Below are 14914 nucleotides of genomic sequence, written 5' to 3'. Positions count from 1 at the left end.
ATGACGAGCATTGGGCAACAAATGGGCGATCGCCTCAAAAGCAGGAGCAATCACAAATTAAGCAGACTCTTCCGAGTACCCCTGTAAATTTTCGGGATTTGTATCTTGGAAAATCCGAGTTGCTAAATCACGATACTGACTCACATCGTACTTATAAATAACGAGATACTTACCCATATTGAGACGATTACGATAGGGCAACGCATCACCACTACCCATTAAAACACCGATACTATTCCCTACGAAAAAACTGCCCATTGCCCCACCGATAGCACCAGCCAAACCACCAACAATATGATTCCCTGGCGTTCCAGCCCAAGCGAAAGTATTTAGCCCAGTGATGTAGTCAAAAACAAATCCACCGAAAAAGCCAAAAGGCACCAACCAAAATGACATTAACTTTGCTTGTTTTTTCCCTTGCTGAGTGGGATCGATAAACCCAAACTCATCTGCTGTTTGATAGCCTTTCCCAAGGATCGTTAGATCAGACTTCGGAATCTCGGATTGCTCTAGATCGGTGTATGCAGCTTCAGCGGTGATGCGGTCAGGGTAAACAGCGATCAAATAGTTCATTAGACAGGCAAATCAAATACAACTCAACATCAAGATCTGATTGTAGGCGATCGCCATCCGCATCGTAGCCAAACATTTCTTCACAAAGGCACTTATTTAAGCCTAGCCAGATACTTTTCGGAAGATTGTTCCTAAAATCACCGCGATCAACATCAGAAAACGGCCTTAAACATTAAGAGAACACTACTAAAATTTATATTTCAAGCACCCGTACTGTAGATACTAGAAAAGCTTAGCTAGCAGCATTTACAGTTCACACCAAACATTGGAACTTTTTGAACCATGAGTGTCGGCGCGTGACGTTCTGTAACGTTTATTACGTTATATTGCGTCCACCGATAGTTTGTGTCCGGGAGAACGCAATATTTGTCTTGAGTATCCAATGTTTTTCGTTATATATGCTACGGATTTCTCTGGCGCTGCTGCTCGGATAACGCGTAGCAGTACTTTGTGCTAGCTCGGTATTTTTTTGAGATTTCGAGCTGAAATTCAGCATTAAGAGATGCACTAGGATTGCTCAGGGATCGGGTTGGGAACCCCACCTTTAACGGTCATTTCCCCCACCGAAAACCCAAATATTGATTGATAAAGGAGATCCTCTTCTTATGACTTTTGGACCCGCATCCAGACTCGGCGTTGCTCTCTTTGAAGAGACTGACCCGATTGAGTCCATTCCGGGACAACGTGCAGATGAGCAAGAAGCTATCATTCGTGCTATCTACCGCCAAATCTTAGGTAATGCCTATGTAATGGAAAGCGAGCGTGCTTCTGTAGCAGAATCGCAATTCAAAAGAGGCGAATTGAGCGTTCGTGAATTTGTACGGGCGATCGCCAAATCCGATTTGTACAGTAGCCGTTTCTTTGAAACAACACCTCGTTACCGTTTCATCGAGCTCAACTTCAAACACTTCTTGGGTCGTACTCCCAAAGACCTTGAAGAAATGCGTGTGCATAGCACCCTCCTCGACAACGGTGGCTATGAAGCAGAAATCGACTCTTACCTCGACAGTGACGAATATCAAGCGACATTCGGTGAAGACTTTGTCCCTTACCTCCGTGGTTATAAGACTTCCGCTGGCATCAGCATGGTTAGCTTCACGCATACATTTGCAATGCAGCGTGGCGCATCTAGCAGTGACCTAAAAGGTAGTATCTCTGGCATTAACCCTGTCCTCAACCGCAACGTGATCAACAACACTCCAATTCCTGTTGTTTCACCTTCTGCTGGTTCTGCTGGTAATGGCTGGTCTTTCCAAGAGTCCAATGTGCGCGATGCTGGCTTGACTCGTCTTGGTTCTGGTGCAGGCGAAAACGGCAAGATGTTCCGCATCGAAGTTACAGGCTATGCTTCTCCCGGCAAAGTCAATCGCATTTCCAAGTTCCGCCGTAGCAACAAAGTTTACTACGTACCTTTCAATCGTCTTAGCGATGAGTACAAGCGGATCCATGCAACTGGCGGTGTAATCTCTAGCATCACACCTTGCTAGATCTCGCAATTCTAAGCTTTTTTTAAAAAAACCTCTTTAATTTCTTTAGGAGCTTTCATTCCATGAGTGTAGTTTTAGATACTCCAGTCGAACTTTCCAGTACAAGCAATGCCGATGTATCCACTGTCGTTCGTGCGGTTTACAAGCAAGTGCTTGGAAATCCCCATGTAATGGAAAGTGAGCGTCTAGTTGAAGCTGAGTCTCAGCTTGCTAATGGTGAGCTAACAGTACGTGAATTTGTTCGTGCTGTTGCAAAGTCTAGTTTTTACCAAAGCCGCTATTTTGAATCCTGTGCGCCCTACCGTTTCGTAGAGCTAAATTTCAAGCATCTTCTCGGTCGTTCTCCTGCTGACCAAGCAGAGCTTTCTGAGCACATCTGCAAGACAGTTGATGCTGGCTACGATGCTGAGATTGATTCTTATATCGACAGTGAAGAGTATATTACCAACTTCGGTGAGAACATCGTTCCTTACTACTGTGGTGCGCAGACTCAGGTAGGTCAAAAGAACGTAACTTATAACCGTACGCTCTCTGTTTATCAGGGTTATGCAGGTGTTGACAGTGCGTTTACTGATGCGCGTCTTGTTGACGATCTTGCTTGTGATCTCTCCACTGATGCTGAGACTCCTTCCACTGGTGGTCGTATTGCTGGTTATGCAGATGCAACTGGTAAGACTTTCAAAATTGTTGCAACTAGCTTCAAGTTTGACAGCCCCCGCCGCGTCAGCAACAGCGAGTACATCGTTCCTGGCAATCGCATGACACCTCAGATTCAGCGCATTCACCGTGCTGGTGGTCGTATCGTCAGCATCACTGAAGTCAACTAGTTATTGTCCTGTTTCGGTTGTGTTCAATCGATATTGGTCAGGATAACTAGGCAAACCCCACATTGAGCATGGGTTTAGTCGTTGGTGATCGCCGCTCTCGACAACGAATTCATTAGATTATTCATTGCCTTTAGGGGCGATCGCCAATTGCTACCCATGCCTGTACCGACCCCTTTTTATAAAAATTTAAATTTTTAACACCATGGCTATTCCTCGACTTGATTACGCGCCAAACAGCCGAAACCATAGAGTAAAAGGCTTTGAAGTCGCTGGTGAAGAACAATCTCAATTTTTCAATGTCGAAAATACATCATCGAGCTTAGAGATCGAGTTAGTAATTAGAGCTGCATATCGCCAGATTTTCAACGAGCAACAGATGTTAGTTGCGAACCGCAAGCGCGAATTGGAATCCCAGCTCAAAAATAAACAGATTACGGTTAGAGACTTTATTCAAGGTCTCCTGCTATCCGATTCATTCCGTCAACGTAATGTTGATGTCAACAATAATTATCGTCTTGTCCAGATGTGCGTTCAGCGAGTGCTAGGACGAGAAGTCTACAACGAGCAGGAAAAAATTGCTTGGTCCATCGTCATTGCGACCAAAGGCATGCAGGGTTTTGTGAATGACCTGCTCAATAGTGACGAGTATCTGGATAATTTTGGGCTCGACACAGTACCCTACCAAAGACGTCGTATTTTGCCGCAGCAACTCCAGGGAGAGTCTCCCATTGCTCGGATGCCACGCTATGGCAACGATCACCGTGATCGCCTAATTGCACAAGGCTACTTCGGTGATATTCCTTTTGTAGACAAGCCTTGGGTGGCACCTACTTGGGTCAGTGTTGTCGGCAAAATCATCACCTACGGTGGTGCTGGGCTACTTTTACTGGGAACAGTTTCAGTTGCCCTTGCTGCATTTGAAATCATCAATTTGTAAGGCGATTTATTTCCATTGCCCCTGCAAATTGGCAGCATAAACAACCTTTTAAAAAATCACTAATACTTTAGGAGACAACGAATGTCGACTTTAACAGCTGGCTTTACGGGTGCCCCCGTCGAGCTCCGCGACAACGCGACTGAAGACGAACTGCAAGTCGTTATCCGCGCAATCTACAAGCAGGTCCTCGGCAACGTTCATGTTCTCTCTGCACAAGCATTTGAAAGTGCAGAGTCCATGCTTCGCAACGGTGACATCACTGTCCGTGACTTTGTCCGCACAGTTGCTCAGTCTGATTTTTATCAGAGTCTCTTCTTCGAAGGCAGCCCTGCTTACCGCAGCATTGAACTAAACTTCAAACATCTGCTCGGTCGTGCACCTGAAGGTCAAGGCGAAATCTCTGAGCACGTCACAACTTACACCACAGAAGGCTATAGCGCTGATATCGATTCTTATATCGATAGCGAAGAATACGCTAATGCTTTCGGTGAAAACGTTGTACCTTATCCCCGTACAATCAGCACTCAAACTGGCTTTAAGAACAATACGTTCAATCAAACTGTTTCCCTCCTTGGTGGCTATGCAACTAGCGATCGCGGTGGTGATGCAGCACTCGTTGGCAGCATTGCAGGTAACCTTCCCCAAGAAGTTAAAGTTGCAAGCTCCCGCGGTGGTGCAACAGGCGCAACAAACAAGCGCTTCCGCATCGACATTGCTGGCGCAGGTACAACTCCTGTCAAGAAGTTGAGCAAGACTTACATCGAAGTCAACTACAAGCAGCTCTCTCGTAACATTCAAAACATCCAGAAGGCAGGCGGCACTATTCTCGGGATCACCGAAGTCGCGTAAATTTCTGTTTAAGCAATTCTGAACTTGTTTTAGATTGCACTCATCTCACAAGTATTGCGGATCCAAATGCAGCGGACTATTTCGGTAGTCCGTTTTTTATATTGCGGAATATTACGACATATCCTTCGCAAAAGCATCGCCATTAATTTAAACTAAAGAAATATTTTTATAATAATTCCTTTTAAAAACCTGGCAATTTAGTCAAAACAAAAGTCGATTTTTAATTCTTTTTTAAGATTTTTATGGATATAGAAAAATTTGTAGAGAGTTCGCTCGGTCAGTGGCGATCGCAGCGTAGTGCTCACCATCTTGCCTTCGGTCACTTTGAACAGGTGACATCGACAATTAATATCGAACCTCTCCCGAAAGAAAATCCTGACGTTATTGCTCTTTGCAAAACCTACGATATAGACCCAGAAGTTACAGCGACACCATTTCGGATGAGCTGGGAAGGAGAATCTGACTGGGATGACGATGAAACCTTTTCTGGCACAACAATTCTAATTCCGATCCCTGATACAACAGATTCTCAAAAAGGAAAGTTATTACGTGATCAAGGATATGCTGAAACAATTAGCTCTGCCGGTGAATATTACTTCGATCAAGATGGTGCATTTGTTTTAAAGACAACATATGATCGTGCCGCAGCAGAAGAGAGAATTTGGTTCGCAAATCCTAATTTCAGAATGCGAGTCTCATTGATTAAAACAAGTGCGGGTAGTGGTGTCGTGACAGCTTCTTTTTCATCAGAAATTCGCGAAGAAGCGACAGCCTAATTATTTTAAAAATACTTAAAACTGACTGTAGCTATGGTTTATCAAGTCGATAAAAAAAGTCCCTCTCCAGCAGAGCAGACATTAATGTATTCTCTGGCGCGCACCATGGCCGGTGGATTTAGCAACCAAAAGCAATCTTTTGCTGATTCAAAAAATTACGCCCACATCCGTGTTTTCTTTCGCCCTTTGCCCTGGGAATTTTTTAATGGCATTGGGTTTTATTCAGAGCAAGTCTATGACTATGATCTCTGGTTACCTTACCGCCAAGGCATTCATCGGTTCGTACCCCATGGCGATGAGGTTTATATCGAAAACTATAGTCTCAAAGATGCTTTGCTCTATGCTGGTGCTGGTCGCAATCTAGATATCCTCCGCAGTATTAAACCAGAGGTAATCGAACGCCGCTGTAATTGCTCAATGATCTTTCGGCCTGAAAATAATGGTTTTCAAGGTCGAGTAGAAGGGAAATGTTGTGTAATCGAAAAGCGTGGGAAAAGAACTTATTTGGTGAGCGATGCACGTTTTACGGAGACAAGCTTTATTGGGTGGGATCGAGGTTTAGATGTAGATACTGATGAACAAGTCTGGGGCTCAGCTATTGGGCCTTTAGAATTCGACAAAACAGATTCTTATGCAACTGAAGTTCTAGAGAATTATTAGGTTAACCTGTTTTTTATTTGGTCATTATTTACAGATTAAAACGATTCAATCAATGTTTGAAAATTGTCTAGATAGATATTCTGAAAAACAGTCCACTTTGAGGAAGAAAAGTCGCTATCATATTGTTTGATGATTTTATTTTTAACTCGCGTTTAGATAGCTTAGTGACTTGACTTGGGATTGCGATGCTACCTCCGGTTGCCAACAAAAAAATGAAAGCTTGGATTCGGAGTCGTCACTTGATTTGTTCCGGTAATTTTTTTATTTTTGAAACACTTGATTATTCAACGATTGAACGATTTGAGCAATGTGTCGAAAGTTTGGGCGGCACTTTGATTTCAGTTGAGCCTTTGAAACGGGTTTGGATCGGAACTCATCGTCGAATTTTGTTATACCAAGCGAAGGCCAGCTTACATACACCACACCATGCTTTAAAGCAATATTGGTATCAGAAAGGCAGTTTCAAAAGTCGTTTTGATGAATCTGCTTAAGGGGATCTATCTAGGATATGTGTGTGTTTAGAAACGACTAGTTGCTGTTTAGATCTGGGTGATTTGTACACGAGGTAAGTATTGAGTTTTCTATGTTTGGGGTGATCGCCGATTATATTTGTTAACCCTTCAGAGTTTGGGGGGATCGGAAGGTATTTTTACTGACTCATTTGAATGTGTTATTTTCCAAGGAAGACTTTTTATGACTAAAGCTTCATGTTATTGACCGATGATTTGTTGTTGAATTTTAAGCGGTGCGAGCGGCGAGCTTTTCTGAATCTGTATGGCGATCGCCGCGAAAAGTCTTCGGAAAAAGATTTTTTGATGAAGCTCCGCAAGGAAAACCAACTGCAAATCGACGCATATTTAGGTCAACGTCCTTATAGCCAGCCGCAATCAAAGGACTGGGAAACGCGGGCGCAGGAAACGGAAGCGCTCATGGCGGAAGGGGTGGAGTGCATATATAAAGGTGTGTTGCTGCATCATTTCGATGGGTGGGAAGGGACAGAGATTGAACAGCTCACTCTGATTGGCAAACCGACAGTATTGTTGCGGCAAGTGGGTGAATCGCGTTGGGGCAAATGGCATTATCGATCTGTGAGTGTCAAGCTTGGTCAAAAACCAAAGCCTGAATATAAGCTCACCTCGATGCTTTACAGTTTTTTGCTCGAAAATATTCAAGGGCGATCGCCACGGCTAACTCAAGTAATTTTGCGATCGCGCCGGCCTCACAAAGTTGACATGGAGCTTTGGTCAGAGAAACTCCAGCAAACAATTACTGACTGTGTCAAAGTCCTCAGTCATCCAATAGAACCGGAAGTTTTTATCTCACGGCAACGCTGCCATCTCTGCTCTTGGCATAATCATTGCTATGCGATCGCCCAAGCCGACCAACACCTTTCTCTTGTCCCTGGTGTCACCCCCAATCGCTACGAATCTCTGCAAATCATGGGCATTGATAGCATCGAAACCCTCGCAAAAACCTCTCCGAAACATCTCGGTCAACATCTCGGTGCCGATATCGCAATGCAACTGCAACAGCAGGCTCGCGCAATTGTCCATAAAGAAGTGGCATGGCGGATTAATCGTCCGAATAAAGTGCAGCCTCTCCCCAAACAGGATGTTGAACTCTTTTTTGATATCGAAGCAGAACCTGACCGCAATGTTGATTATTTGCTCGGTGTTTATTTTGTCGACCATCGCAATCAAGTCGAAAAATTTTATGCTTTTGTCGCCGAAACTTTAGACGAAGAAGAAAAAATTTGGCATGAGTTTGTAGAGTTTGTGCAACAATTCCCCACTGCACCGATCTACCATTTTTCCCCTTATGAGCGAGATACTCTCAATCGCCTCGGCAAAAAATATGGCACACATTCCAACGACATACAAAGTATTGTGAGTCGGTTAATGGATATTCACCAATGGGTTACTAAATATCTCATCTTCCCTGTCGAGAGTTATTCTCTAAAATCCCTTGCTAATTCCTTAGGTTATCGCTGGTATGAAGCGGGAGTCAGCGGAGATCAAACAGTTTGTTGGTATGACACCTGGCTTGAAACGGGCGATCGCCAACTTTTAGATGCGATCATTCGCTACAACGAAGATGATTGTCGGGCGACTCATCATCTCAAACAATGGGTTACAGAGTTTATTGACTCCAAAGCAAAAGTTGCTCTTTTATCTTGATCCCCAATTGGTTTATGACCAAATAATGCCACCTGAGCCACTAACTATGTACTTTTCTTAAAACTCTTTTCAAAAGTACTGCTCTTTACGAAAACGCTTCATAAGCAATGCTAATGTGAAGAACAAGTGAAGCTGAACAATCGCAGTTTTTCTAACAGTTGACTTGCAGTTTTCGGAAGATGCGGAGGCAACAGCATGGTGAGTTTTTTATTGATCGCATTTCTCTGGGTGATCGCCCTAGCGAGCGTTTATCTTTATCAATCATCTGATCATGAAGTCATGAAACTTCTTGCTATCTCAGCCGCCGCAGTCTGCATTATTTGGGGCTTTGCAACCACCCACTGGGGCTTACATTTACTTTGCCTATTGGTCTTAATGCGCTACCGGTTTCGCTTCCAACTTAAACCTATTCCGGTAGACGATTTCTAAAGCAAATGCGATGATTGGGGTGGCTTAACTTACGCCACAAATAGTTGAAATAGAGTTTTCGCTTTGTGCAATATATCGGGACTTATCTGACGTTTAGGTAGGTCTCTTTTTTTATCCGAGTTGCCATTTGCAAATATTTCAAAAGTGAAACTCACCATACTCTGAGCATGGTGAATTTCAAAATCTAACGGCATCTAGTTGGCGATCACCTCTTAACTTCTACACCTTAGAGAGTATCGAGAAGTGATTTCGCTAAATAGAAACTTGCAATGGTTTTTGCATCGATACGATCGCCGCGCTTGATCGCCTCTTCAAATTCAGCAGGTGTCCACAAAACGACTTCGATATCCTCATCCTCATCCTGAGCTGGAGGATTTTCAAGCTTTGTTAGACCCGTTGCTAAATAAGAGAAAATCCACTCATCTGAATAGCCAGGACAAATTGGGAATTTACCGAGGAATTGCCAGTTTTTTGCGTCATAGCCAGCTTCTTCTGGTAACTCATGCTTCACTGTATCGAGAGATTCTTCACCATCCTCAATCGTGCCAGCCGGAAACTCAAAAATACGACCTTGCATCGCAAATCGATATTGCTTTACCAAAACCAACTTGCCATCATCTGTCACAGGCACGATCAAGGCACCACCTGGATGCCGCACGCAACCATATTCCCCCACAGTCCCATTCGGCAAACGCATCCGACTGACTTCATAGCTGAATTTTCTCCCAAAGTATTTAGCAATTGGTCGTAGCAACTGAGGCAACGCGTAATCAGCAGACATAGATGATAGTTCCTTAAAACTGAACAGATGATAGCGGATGATGGCAATCTCACCAAAAATCCTGTAGTATTGATTATTCTGAAAATTTAGAAGTTAGGCGCTGGCAACGCTAGCTAGTTCATGAGTACTATTTTAGCGGATAATCACGCTACGAGTCCTGCCAGTATTAAATTCAGCCTAAATATCCAGTCTTTTCCGCACGCAAACCAGTTCTCGAAATCCTATGAAGCTCCCTATCATTGCCGTAATCGGTCGTCCCAACGTGGGTAAATCGACCCTTGTGAATCGTATTGCTGGTGACCAACAGGCGATCGTCCATGACGAACCTGGCATTACTCGTGATCGTACCTATCGTCCTGGTTTTTGGCAGGATCGCAATTTTCAGATTGTGGATACAGGCGGTATCGTCTTTGATGATATTGAAGAGTTTTTACCACTCATTCGCGAGCAGGCGGCGATCGCCCTCAGCGAAGCATCTGTTGGTATTTTTGTAGTGGATGGTAAAAACGGTATTAGTGCAGCAGATACCGAAATTGCAGAATGGTTGCGTCAACAGAAAGTGCCCATTGTGATTGCCGTAAATAAGTGTGAATCTGCTGAGCAGAGTTATGCCCAAGCCGCTGAATTTTGGGAATTGGGTATGGGTGAACCGTTCCCGATCTCTGCCATTCACGGTAGTGGTACGGGCGACATGCTCGATAAGGTGATTGAACATCTCCCGGCAATGGGTGATTTAGAAGAAGATACAACCATTAATGTCGCAATTATTGGTCGTCCAAATGTTGGTAAATCAAGTTTGCTCAATGCTATGACTGGGGAAAAACGGGCGATCGTTTCTCCCATTTCCGGCACAACTCGCGATGCCATTGACATGCTTGTCGAGCGTAATGACCAGCAATATCGACTGATTGATACTGCCGGGATTCGCCGTAAAAAGAATGTCAATTACGGCGCAGAATTTTTCAGTATTAACCGTGCCTTTAAAGCAATTCGTCGTTCCGATGTAGTGCTGTTTGTGGTGGATGTGCTCGATGGCGTAACAGAGCAAGACCTTAAATTAGCCGGACGGATCATTGAAGAAGGTCGGGCAGTGGTGCTGATCGTGAATAAATGGGATGCTGTCGAAAAAGACACCTACACGATTAATGAGCACAAGAAAGAATTACAGGCGCGTCTCTTCTTTATGGAATGGGCGGAAATGCTATTTATCAGTGCTCAGACGGGTCAGCGAGTCAACAAAATTTTAGACCTCGTCGATCAAGCTGCCGAATCTCACCGTCGTCGTGTCAGTACTTCTGTTATTAACGAAGTCATCAAAGAAGCAGTAACCTGGCACTCCCCACCAACCACTCGCCAAGGTAAGCAGGGCAAAATTTATTACGGCACACAAGTGCGCAATCAACCACCAACAATTTCACTGTTTGTGAATGATCCGAAGCGATTTAATGATAATTACCGCCGTTATATTGAAAAGCAATTCCGTAAAGATTTAGCGTTCCCTGGTACGCCCATTCGTCTTGTTTGGCGTGGTAAGAAGGTTCGGGAAGTGGAACGCGGCGGCACGAGTAACCGAGCCACTAGAGTTTAGAACTTGAAAGCGGGGCGATCGCCCATCTCTCTGAAATAAAAAATAAGTAGGTTTCACTATGCAAACATGGCGAGCAAACGAATATGGGCAAAACGCAGCTTTTGTCTCAGAACTTGGGTCACCTGTTTTAGCCTTGCTGAGTCCCCAAGCAAGTGAGCATATCTTAGATCTAGGCTGTGGTGATGGCACGTTAGCGCTGCACATTCAGCAAGCTGGCAGTTCTGTGGTTGCGGTGGATTTTAGTGAAAGTATGGTTGCTGCTGCACAACAAAAAGGTCTCAATGCCCAAGTCATGAATGGTGAGGTATTAACTTTTGAGTCGGAATTTGATGCCGTATTTACGAATGCAGCATTGCATTGGATGTTGGATTATAAAGCAGTGATTGCTGGCGTTCACCAAGTATTAAAACCAACGGGTAGATTTGTCGGAGAGTTTGGTGGAGCAGGGAATATTCAATGTTTGCTAGAGGCGATCGCCGCAGTATTTAATGAGAATCCAGAATTTGGAGAGTTCCAATCACCTTGGTATTTTCCCAGCCCAGAAGACTATACAAAAGCCTTAGCAGAAGGCGGATTTCAAGTTGATTATATGGAATTGATTCCTCGGGCAACTCCTCTTAAAGCAGGAGTACAGCCATGGCTAAAGATTTTTGCAGATCAGGTGATTGCCGACCTCACTCCAAACCAACAGCAAACTTTTCTTGATGCTGTCACAGAAAAAGTGAGACCTCATTTATATACAGACAATGCCGGTTGGGTCGCTGATTATGTCCGGCTGCGATTTGTCGCGAGACCAATATCCTGAGCTTCTCAAGAGACTAGCAATAAAATAAAAAAAATCAGCCCCTGATCGACAGGAGCTGGTCATCAAAATATTTTTTTCTCTGAGTAGAAGATCAAGAAAGATTATCCACTAGCAGGAAAAATCGATTTACCACTTGTTGTTTTCAGCTTGATCAGCAACATAAGCTGCAACGTTAGCGATCTGATCTGCAGGGAGGCGACCACCAAAAGCAGGCATTGCATTCTTACCATTTTCTACCTGGTAAGCAATAGCGTCTGCAAGGGATTTGGAACCATCTTTGTAGCCTTCAAGATTAGCCTTTAGAGCATCTTCTTTAAGGGTTTTGGGGGGCATAACTGCATTGTTACCACCGATGTGGCAAGCATTACAGTTAGCGGTGAAAACTTGTTCACCAGCAGCAAGATCAGCCGCAAATGCAGCAGTACTGAAAGTGAAAAGGGATACGAGTACAGTTAAAGTAATAGCCAGTAATTTTTTCAAGGATCTTCCTCTTAAAGCTCTCAACGAAAAAAGATTTGATTAAGGTTTAATATAATCAACCAGTGATCATTTTAGCGATGTTACTGCTTCGTTCAAACGCTTCTGCCAAATTAATAAAAATTGTTTCAATTCGTCACAAAATATTGCTATGCAGACTGACCCCAGAATCCTAGATAACGCGGCGATCCTGACAACAAACCGTATCAGTAAAATTTATCGCACAGGGTTCTGGCTCAATAAAACAAGTCAATCTCTAAAGAACTGTTCTCTTGAGGTGATGCCGGGGGAAACGTTTGGGCTATTGGGGCCTAACGGTGCTGGTAAAACAACCATGCTCAAGATTTTGTTGGGGATTATTCGGAAAAGTGCAGGGCAGGCAACGCTCCTAGGTAAGCCGATCGGCGATCGCCAAACGAGAGAAAAAATTGGTTATCTACCGGAAAATGCCTATTTCTATGACTATCTAACGGCTTGGGAATTTTTGGACTTTACGGGGTCACTCTTTCAAATCCCCAAGAAGCGTCGCCACAAACGTATCAACACACTGTTGGATACGGTGGGTTTGGCAAAAGAAATCGCCAAGAAACGCCAAATGCGCAAGTATTCCAAGGGGATGCTCCAACGAGTTGGGATGGCACAGGCATTAATTAATGACCCAGATTTGGTGTTCCTCGATGAGCCGATGTCTGGTCTTGATCCACTGGGACGCTTTCAGGTGCGGGAAATTATTTTGTCGCTAAAGGAGCAAGGCAAAACCATCTTTTTTAATTCTCACATTCTCGCTGACGTCGAACAAATTTGCGATCGCCTCGCAATTTTGTCGAAGGGCGAAATCATTTGCACAGGTACTCTGAGTGAATTATTGGGGACAGAAGATCGTTATCAAGCCATCGTACGCGGGGGAGACCAAACCCAGCTCAAAAAATGGCTCCCAGATCTACAGTTACGCGAGGGGAAATGGCATGGGCATCTGGTCGGTGATCAACAAGCCTTTTTAGCATCTCTCAATCTGATGGGTGCAAAGCTCATGGATCTAAAATTGGCGCGACCGACCCTCGAAGACTTTTTTATTGAGCAAATCCGCTCCCATGACCCGAACGCTCACATCGAAGAAAATCTACAGGCGATCGCCTAACCGTTTTTATCTTTCGTCAGAGTGGCGATCGCCATAGTGCTTATAAAAAGCTGTTGCGCACTAACTTAACGCCAGGGTTGATCTATATCCATATTGGCTTCTTCATGGATATAACTAGGCTTTTCTGTACGTGGCAATTGACCAGAGAGCACAAGCTGAGCCATCGTATCGCAAATCACACGGGTCGCCATCAGCGAAGTCATATCGCTCACGTCATAGGGCGGAGAAACTTCAACTATCTCTAGGCCACAAACCGGCGCACGTGAGACAATTTTACCCAACAAATAAAGCGCTTCACGGGGGAGTAATCCACCTGGCTCAGGCCAACCTGTACCCGGCACGAATCCAGCATCGATACAGTCAATATCAAAGCTAATCCAGACACAGTCCGTGCCATCCATCGCGCGCTCTAATGCGAAATCTACCGCTGCATCCATGCCCATATCCATGATGTCGGTCACAGTTAGGATATTGGTCGCACGTTCCCGGCAAACTTTGACGCCCTGGCGAGGCACTTGCCAGCCACCGATGCCTAGCTGTACCAGATTCTTCGCGGGGGCATTGGCCATATTGGTCGCATGAAACCAGGGACAAGTGTGCATCCGCTCGTCTAAGTCCGTTTCTTGGGTATCGACATGGCGGTCAAAGTGAATAATGCCGACTTTTTTATCGCCTAAATGACGACAAATTCCACGCACTGTCGGAAAGCCAATGGAATGGTCACCGCCCAAGATAATTGGGAAAGCACCCGAACTAAAAATGTGAGCGATTCCTTTAGAAATTTGATCAAATGATTTTTCGTTATTGCCAGGAATCGTAAAGATATCACCGACATCGCAGAGCTTAATTTGTTCGCGAAGATCAACGCCTAATTCAAAATTATAGGGAGTGTACAAAGCTGATATTCGGCGAATACCTTGGGGACCAAAGCGAGTGCCCGGACGATAAGTGGTTCCGGAATCGTGGGGGACACCGACGATCGCCACATCATAATTACCGACTAGGCGAACATCCTCGACATAAGGCGCCTTCATGAAGGTATTGATACCCGCATAGTGGGGCAGCTCACCCCTAGAGAATGTAGAAATCGTGCGATCACCGATACTGTCTGCGGCCTCTAGACCATATTCCAGACCTTGGTCAACTTCCTGCTGCCAACCCGTTAAGGGAAGATGAGTTTCGAGTTCCAGTGCCCGTTTAGCTTCTGACATCGGCTCTGAATTGGAGTCTGGTTCCTGAAAAGTTGGGTTATCTGTCATGATTTACACGTTCATAATCAAAATTCTGAGTTGATACTTTTACCAATTTCTTTTGGTCAATGTTGAGGGGATTAGGCTGATATATTCCCTCGACAATTAGGTTTGCCTATCGAGGGATACACCTTGGTTTAGACAGACAGAAGAAATGATT

The 14914-nt window shown here is 44.5% G+C and carries 16 protein-coding genes; 12 read left to right on the top strand and 4 right to left on the bottom strand.

Annotated elements, in window-relative coordinates:
* Positions 1-57: 57 nt before the first annotated feature.
* The gene (locus LEPTO7376_RS02415; protein ID WP_015132698.1) at positions 58-573 is read right to left on the bottom strand and encodes a hypothetical protein; all 516 of its coding nucleotides are present in this window, start codon (positions 571-573) and stop codon (positions 58-60) included.
* Between the two features lie 605 nt (positions 574-1178).
* Here LEPTO7376_RS02415 and LEPTO7376_RS02410 point away from each other — a divergent pair.
* The 9 genes from LEPTO7376_RS02410 to LEPTO7376_RS02370 all read left to right on the top strand — a co-directional run bounded on the left by LEPTO7376_RS02410 (position 1179) and on the right by LEPTO7376_RS02370 (position 8715).
* Positions 1179-2060 carry a phycobilisome linker polypeptide gene (locus LEPTO7376_RS02410; protein WP_015132697.1) on the top strand — a complete coding sequence of 294 codons (882 nt, stop codon included), beginning with the start codon at positions 1179-1181 and terminating at the stop codon, positions 2058-2060.
* 62 nt (positions 2061-2122) lie between these two features.
* Positions 2123-2887, top strand: a complete 765-nt coding sequence (locus tag LEPTO7376_RS02405) for a phycobilisome rod-core linker polypeptide (RefSeq protein WP_015132696.1) — start codon at positions 2123-2125, stop codon at positions 2885-2887.
* 202 nt (positions 2888-3089) lie between these two features.
* Positions 3090-3824, top strand: coding sequence for a phycobilisome rod-core linker polypeptide (locus LEPTO7376_RS02400; RefSeq protein ID WP_015132695.1), 735 nt, complete (start codon positions 3090-3092; stop codon positions 3822-3824).
* Positions 3825-3905: 81 nt separating this feature from the next.
* Entirely contained in the window at positions 3906-4673 is a 768-nt protein-coding gene (locus LEPTO7376_RS02395) for a phycobilisome rod-core linker polypeptide (RefSeq protein WP_015132694.1), read from the top strand.
* 242 nt (positions 4674-4915) lie between these two features.
* Positions 4916-5449: a phycobiliprotein lyase gene (locus LEPTO7376_RS02390; RefSeq protein WP_015132693.1), complete on the top strand. Its 534-nt coding sequence runs from the start codon at positions 4916-4918 to the stop codon at positions 5447-5449.
* 33 nt (positions 5450-5482) lie between these two features.
* Complete coding sequence (locus LEPTO7376_RS02385) at positions 5483-6109, top strand: chromophore lyase CpcT/CpeT (RefSeq protein ID WP_015132692.1); 627 nt, start codon at positions 5483-5485, stop codon at positions 6107-6109.
* Positions 6110-6294: 185 nt separating this feature from the next.
* The gene (locus LEPTO7376_RS02380; protein ID WP_015132691.1) at positions 6295-6600 is read left to right on the top strand and encodes a hypothetical protein; all 306 of its coding nucleotides are present in this window, start codon (positions 6295-6297) and stop codon (positions 6598-6600) included.
* 216 nt (positions 6601-6816) lie between these two features.
* The gene (locus LEPTO7376_RS02375) at positions 6817-8286 is read left to right on the top strand and encodes a TM0106 family RecB-like putative nuclease (RefSeq protein WP_015132690.1); all 1470 of its coding nucleotides are present in this window, start codon (positions 6817-6819) and stop codon (positions 8284-8286) included.
* A gap of 195 nt (positions 8287-8481) precedes the next feature.
* On the top strand, positions 8482-8715 hold the full coding sequence (locus tag LEPTO7376_RS02370; RefSeq protein ID WP_015132689.1) for a hypothetical protein: 234 nt from the start codon (positions 8482-8484) through the stop codon (positions 8713-8715).
* A 226-nt stretch (positions 8716-8941) separates the two neighbouring features.
* On the opposite strand, the gene LEPTO7376_RS02365 is transcribed toward LEPTO7376_RS02370, so the two are convergent.
* Positions 8942-9496 (bottom strand): NUDIX hydrolase, encoded by a 555-nt coding sequence (locus tag LEPTO7376_RS02365; protein ID WP_015132687.1) that lies wholly within the window; start codon positions 9494-9496, stop codon positions 8942-8944.
* A gap of 223 nt (positions 9497-9719) precedes the next feature.
* On the opposite strand from LEPTO7376_RS02365, the gene der reads away from it, so the two are divergent.
* On the top strand, positions 9720-11084 hold the full coding sequence (der, locus tag LEPTO7376_RS02360) for a ribosome biogenesis GTPase Der (protein ID WP_015132686.1): 1365 nt from the start codon (positions 9720-9722) through the stop codon (positions 11082-11084).
* 58 nt (positions 11085-11142) lie between these two features.
* Positions 11143-11889: a class I SAM-dependent methyltransferase gene (locus LEPTO7376_RS02355; RefSeq protein ID WP_015132685.1), complete on the top strand. Its 747-nt coding sequence runs from the start codon at positions 11143-11145 to the stop codon at positions 11887-11889.
* A 126-nt stretch (positions 11890-12015) separates the two neighbouring features.
* On the opposite strand, the gene LEPTO7376_RS02350 is transcribed toward LEPTO7376_RS02355, so the two are convergent.
* Positions 12016-12369, bottom strand: a complete 354-nt coding sequence (locus tag LEPTO7376_RS02350; RefSeq protein WP_015132684.1) for a c-type cytochrome — start codon at positions 12367-12369, stop codon at positions 12016-12018.
* Between the two features lie 148 nt (positions 12370-12517).
* Between LEPTO7376_RS02350 and LEPTO7376_RS02345 the strand changes: the two genes are divergently transcribed.
* On the top strand, positions 12518-13504 hold the full coding sequence (locus tag LEPTO7376_RS02345; RefSeq protein WP_015132683.1) for an ABC transporter ATP-binding protein: 987 nt from the start codon (positions 12518-12520) through the stop codon (positions 13502-13504).
* Between the two features lie 65 nt (positions 13505-13569).
* On the opposite strand, the gene speB is transcribed toward LEPTO7376_RS02345, so the two are convergent.
* Positions 13570-14763, bottom strand: coding sequence for an agmatinase (speB, locus tag LEPTO7376_RS02340; RefSeq protein ID WP_015132682.1), 1194 nt, complete (start codon positions 14761-14763; stop codon positions 13570-13572).
* Positions 14764-14914: the final 151 nt, after the last annotated feature.

This window comes from [Leptolyngbya] sp. PCC 7376 (assembly GCF_000316605.1).
In the GTDB taxonomy this organism is placed as follows: domain Bacteria; phylum Cyanobacteriota; class Cyanobacteriia; order Cyanobacteriales; family MRBY01; genus MRBY01.
This window is presented reverse-complemented; position numbering and strand designations above follow the sequence as displayed.

Coding starts and splice junctions, on each gene's coding strand:
- LEPTO7376_RS02405 (WP_015132696.1), top strand. CDS start 2,123: ATGAGTGTAGTTTTAGATACTCCAGTCGAACTTTCCAGTACAAGCAAT.
- LEPTO7376_RS02375 (WP_015132690.1), top strand. CDS start 6,817: ATGTTATTGACCGATGATTTGTTGTTGAATTTTAAGCGGTGCGAGCGG.
- LEPTO7376_RS02380 (WP_015132691.1), top strand. CDS start 6,295: ATGCTACCTCCGGTTGCCAACAAAAAAATGAAAGCTTGGATTCGGAGT.
- LEPTO7376_RS02395 (WP_015132694.1), top strand. CDS start 3,906: ATGTCGACTTTAACAGCTGGCTTTACGGGTGCCCCCGTCGAGCTCCGC.
- LEPTO7376_RS02385 (WP_015132692.1), top strand. CDS start 5,483: ATGGTTTATCAAGTCGATAAAAAAAGTCCCTCTCCAGCAGAGCAGACA.
- LEPTO7376_RS02415 (WP_015132698.1), bottom strand. CDS start 573: ATGAACTATTTGATCGCTGTTTACCCTGACCGCATCACCGCTGAAGCT.
- LEPTO7376_RS02365 (WP_015132687.1), bottom strand. CDS start 9,496: ATGTCTGCTGATTACGCGTTGCCTCAGTTGCTACGACCAATTGCTAAA.
- speB (WP_015132682.1), bottom strand. CDS start 14,763: ATGACAGATAACCCAACTTTTCAGGAACCAGACTCCAATTCAGAGCCG.
- LEPTO7376_RS02410 (WP_015132697.1), top strand. CDS start 1,179: ATGACTTTTGGACCCGCATCCAGACTCGGCGTTGCTCTCTTTGAAGAG.
- LEPTO7376_RS02370 (WP_015132689.1), top strand. CDS start 8,482: ATGGTGAGTTTTTTATTGATCGCATTTCTCTGGGTGATCGCCCTAGCG.
- der (WP_015132686.1), top strand. CDS start 9,720: ATGAAGCTCCCTATCATTGCCGTAATCGGTCGTCCCAACGTGGGTAAA.
- LEPTO7376_RS02390 (WP_015132693.1), top strand. CDS start 4,916: ATGGATATAGAAAAATTTGTAGAGAGTTCGCTCGGTCAGTGGCGATCG.
- LEPTO7376_RS02400 (WP_015132695.1), top strand. CDS start 3,090: ATGGCTATTCCTCGACTTGATTACGCGCCAAACAGCCGAAACCATAGA.
- LEPTO7376_RS02345 (WP_015132683.1), top strand. CDS start 12,518: ATGCAGACTGACCCCAGAATCCTAGATAACGCGGCGATCCTGACAACA.
- LEPTO7376_RS02355 (WP_015132685.1), top strand. CDS start 11,143: ATGCAAACATGGCGAGCAAACGAATATGGGCAAAACGCAGCTTTTGTC.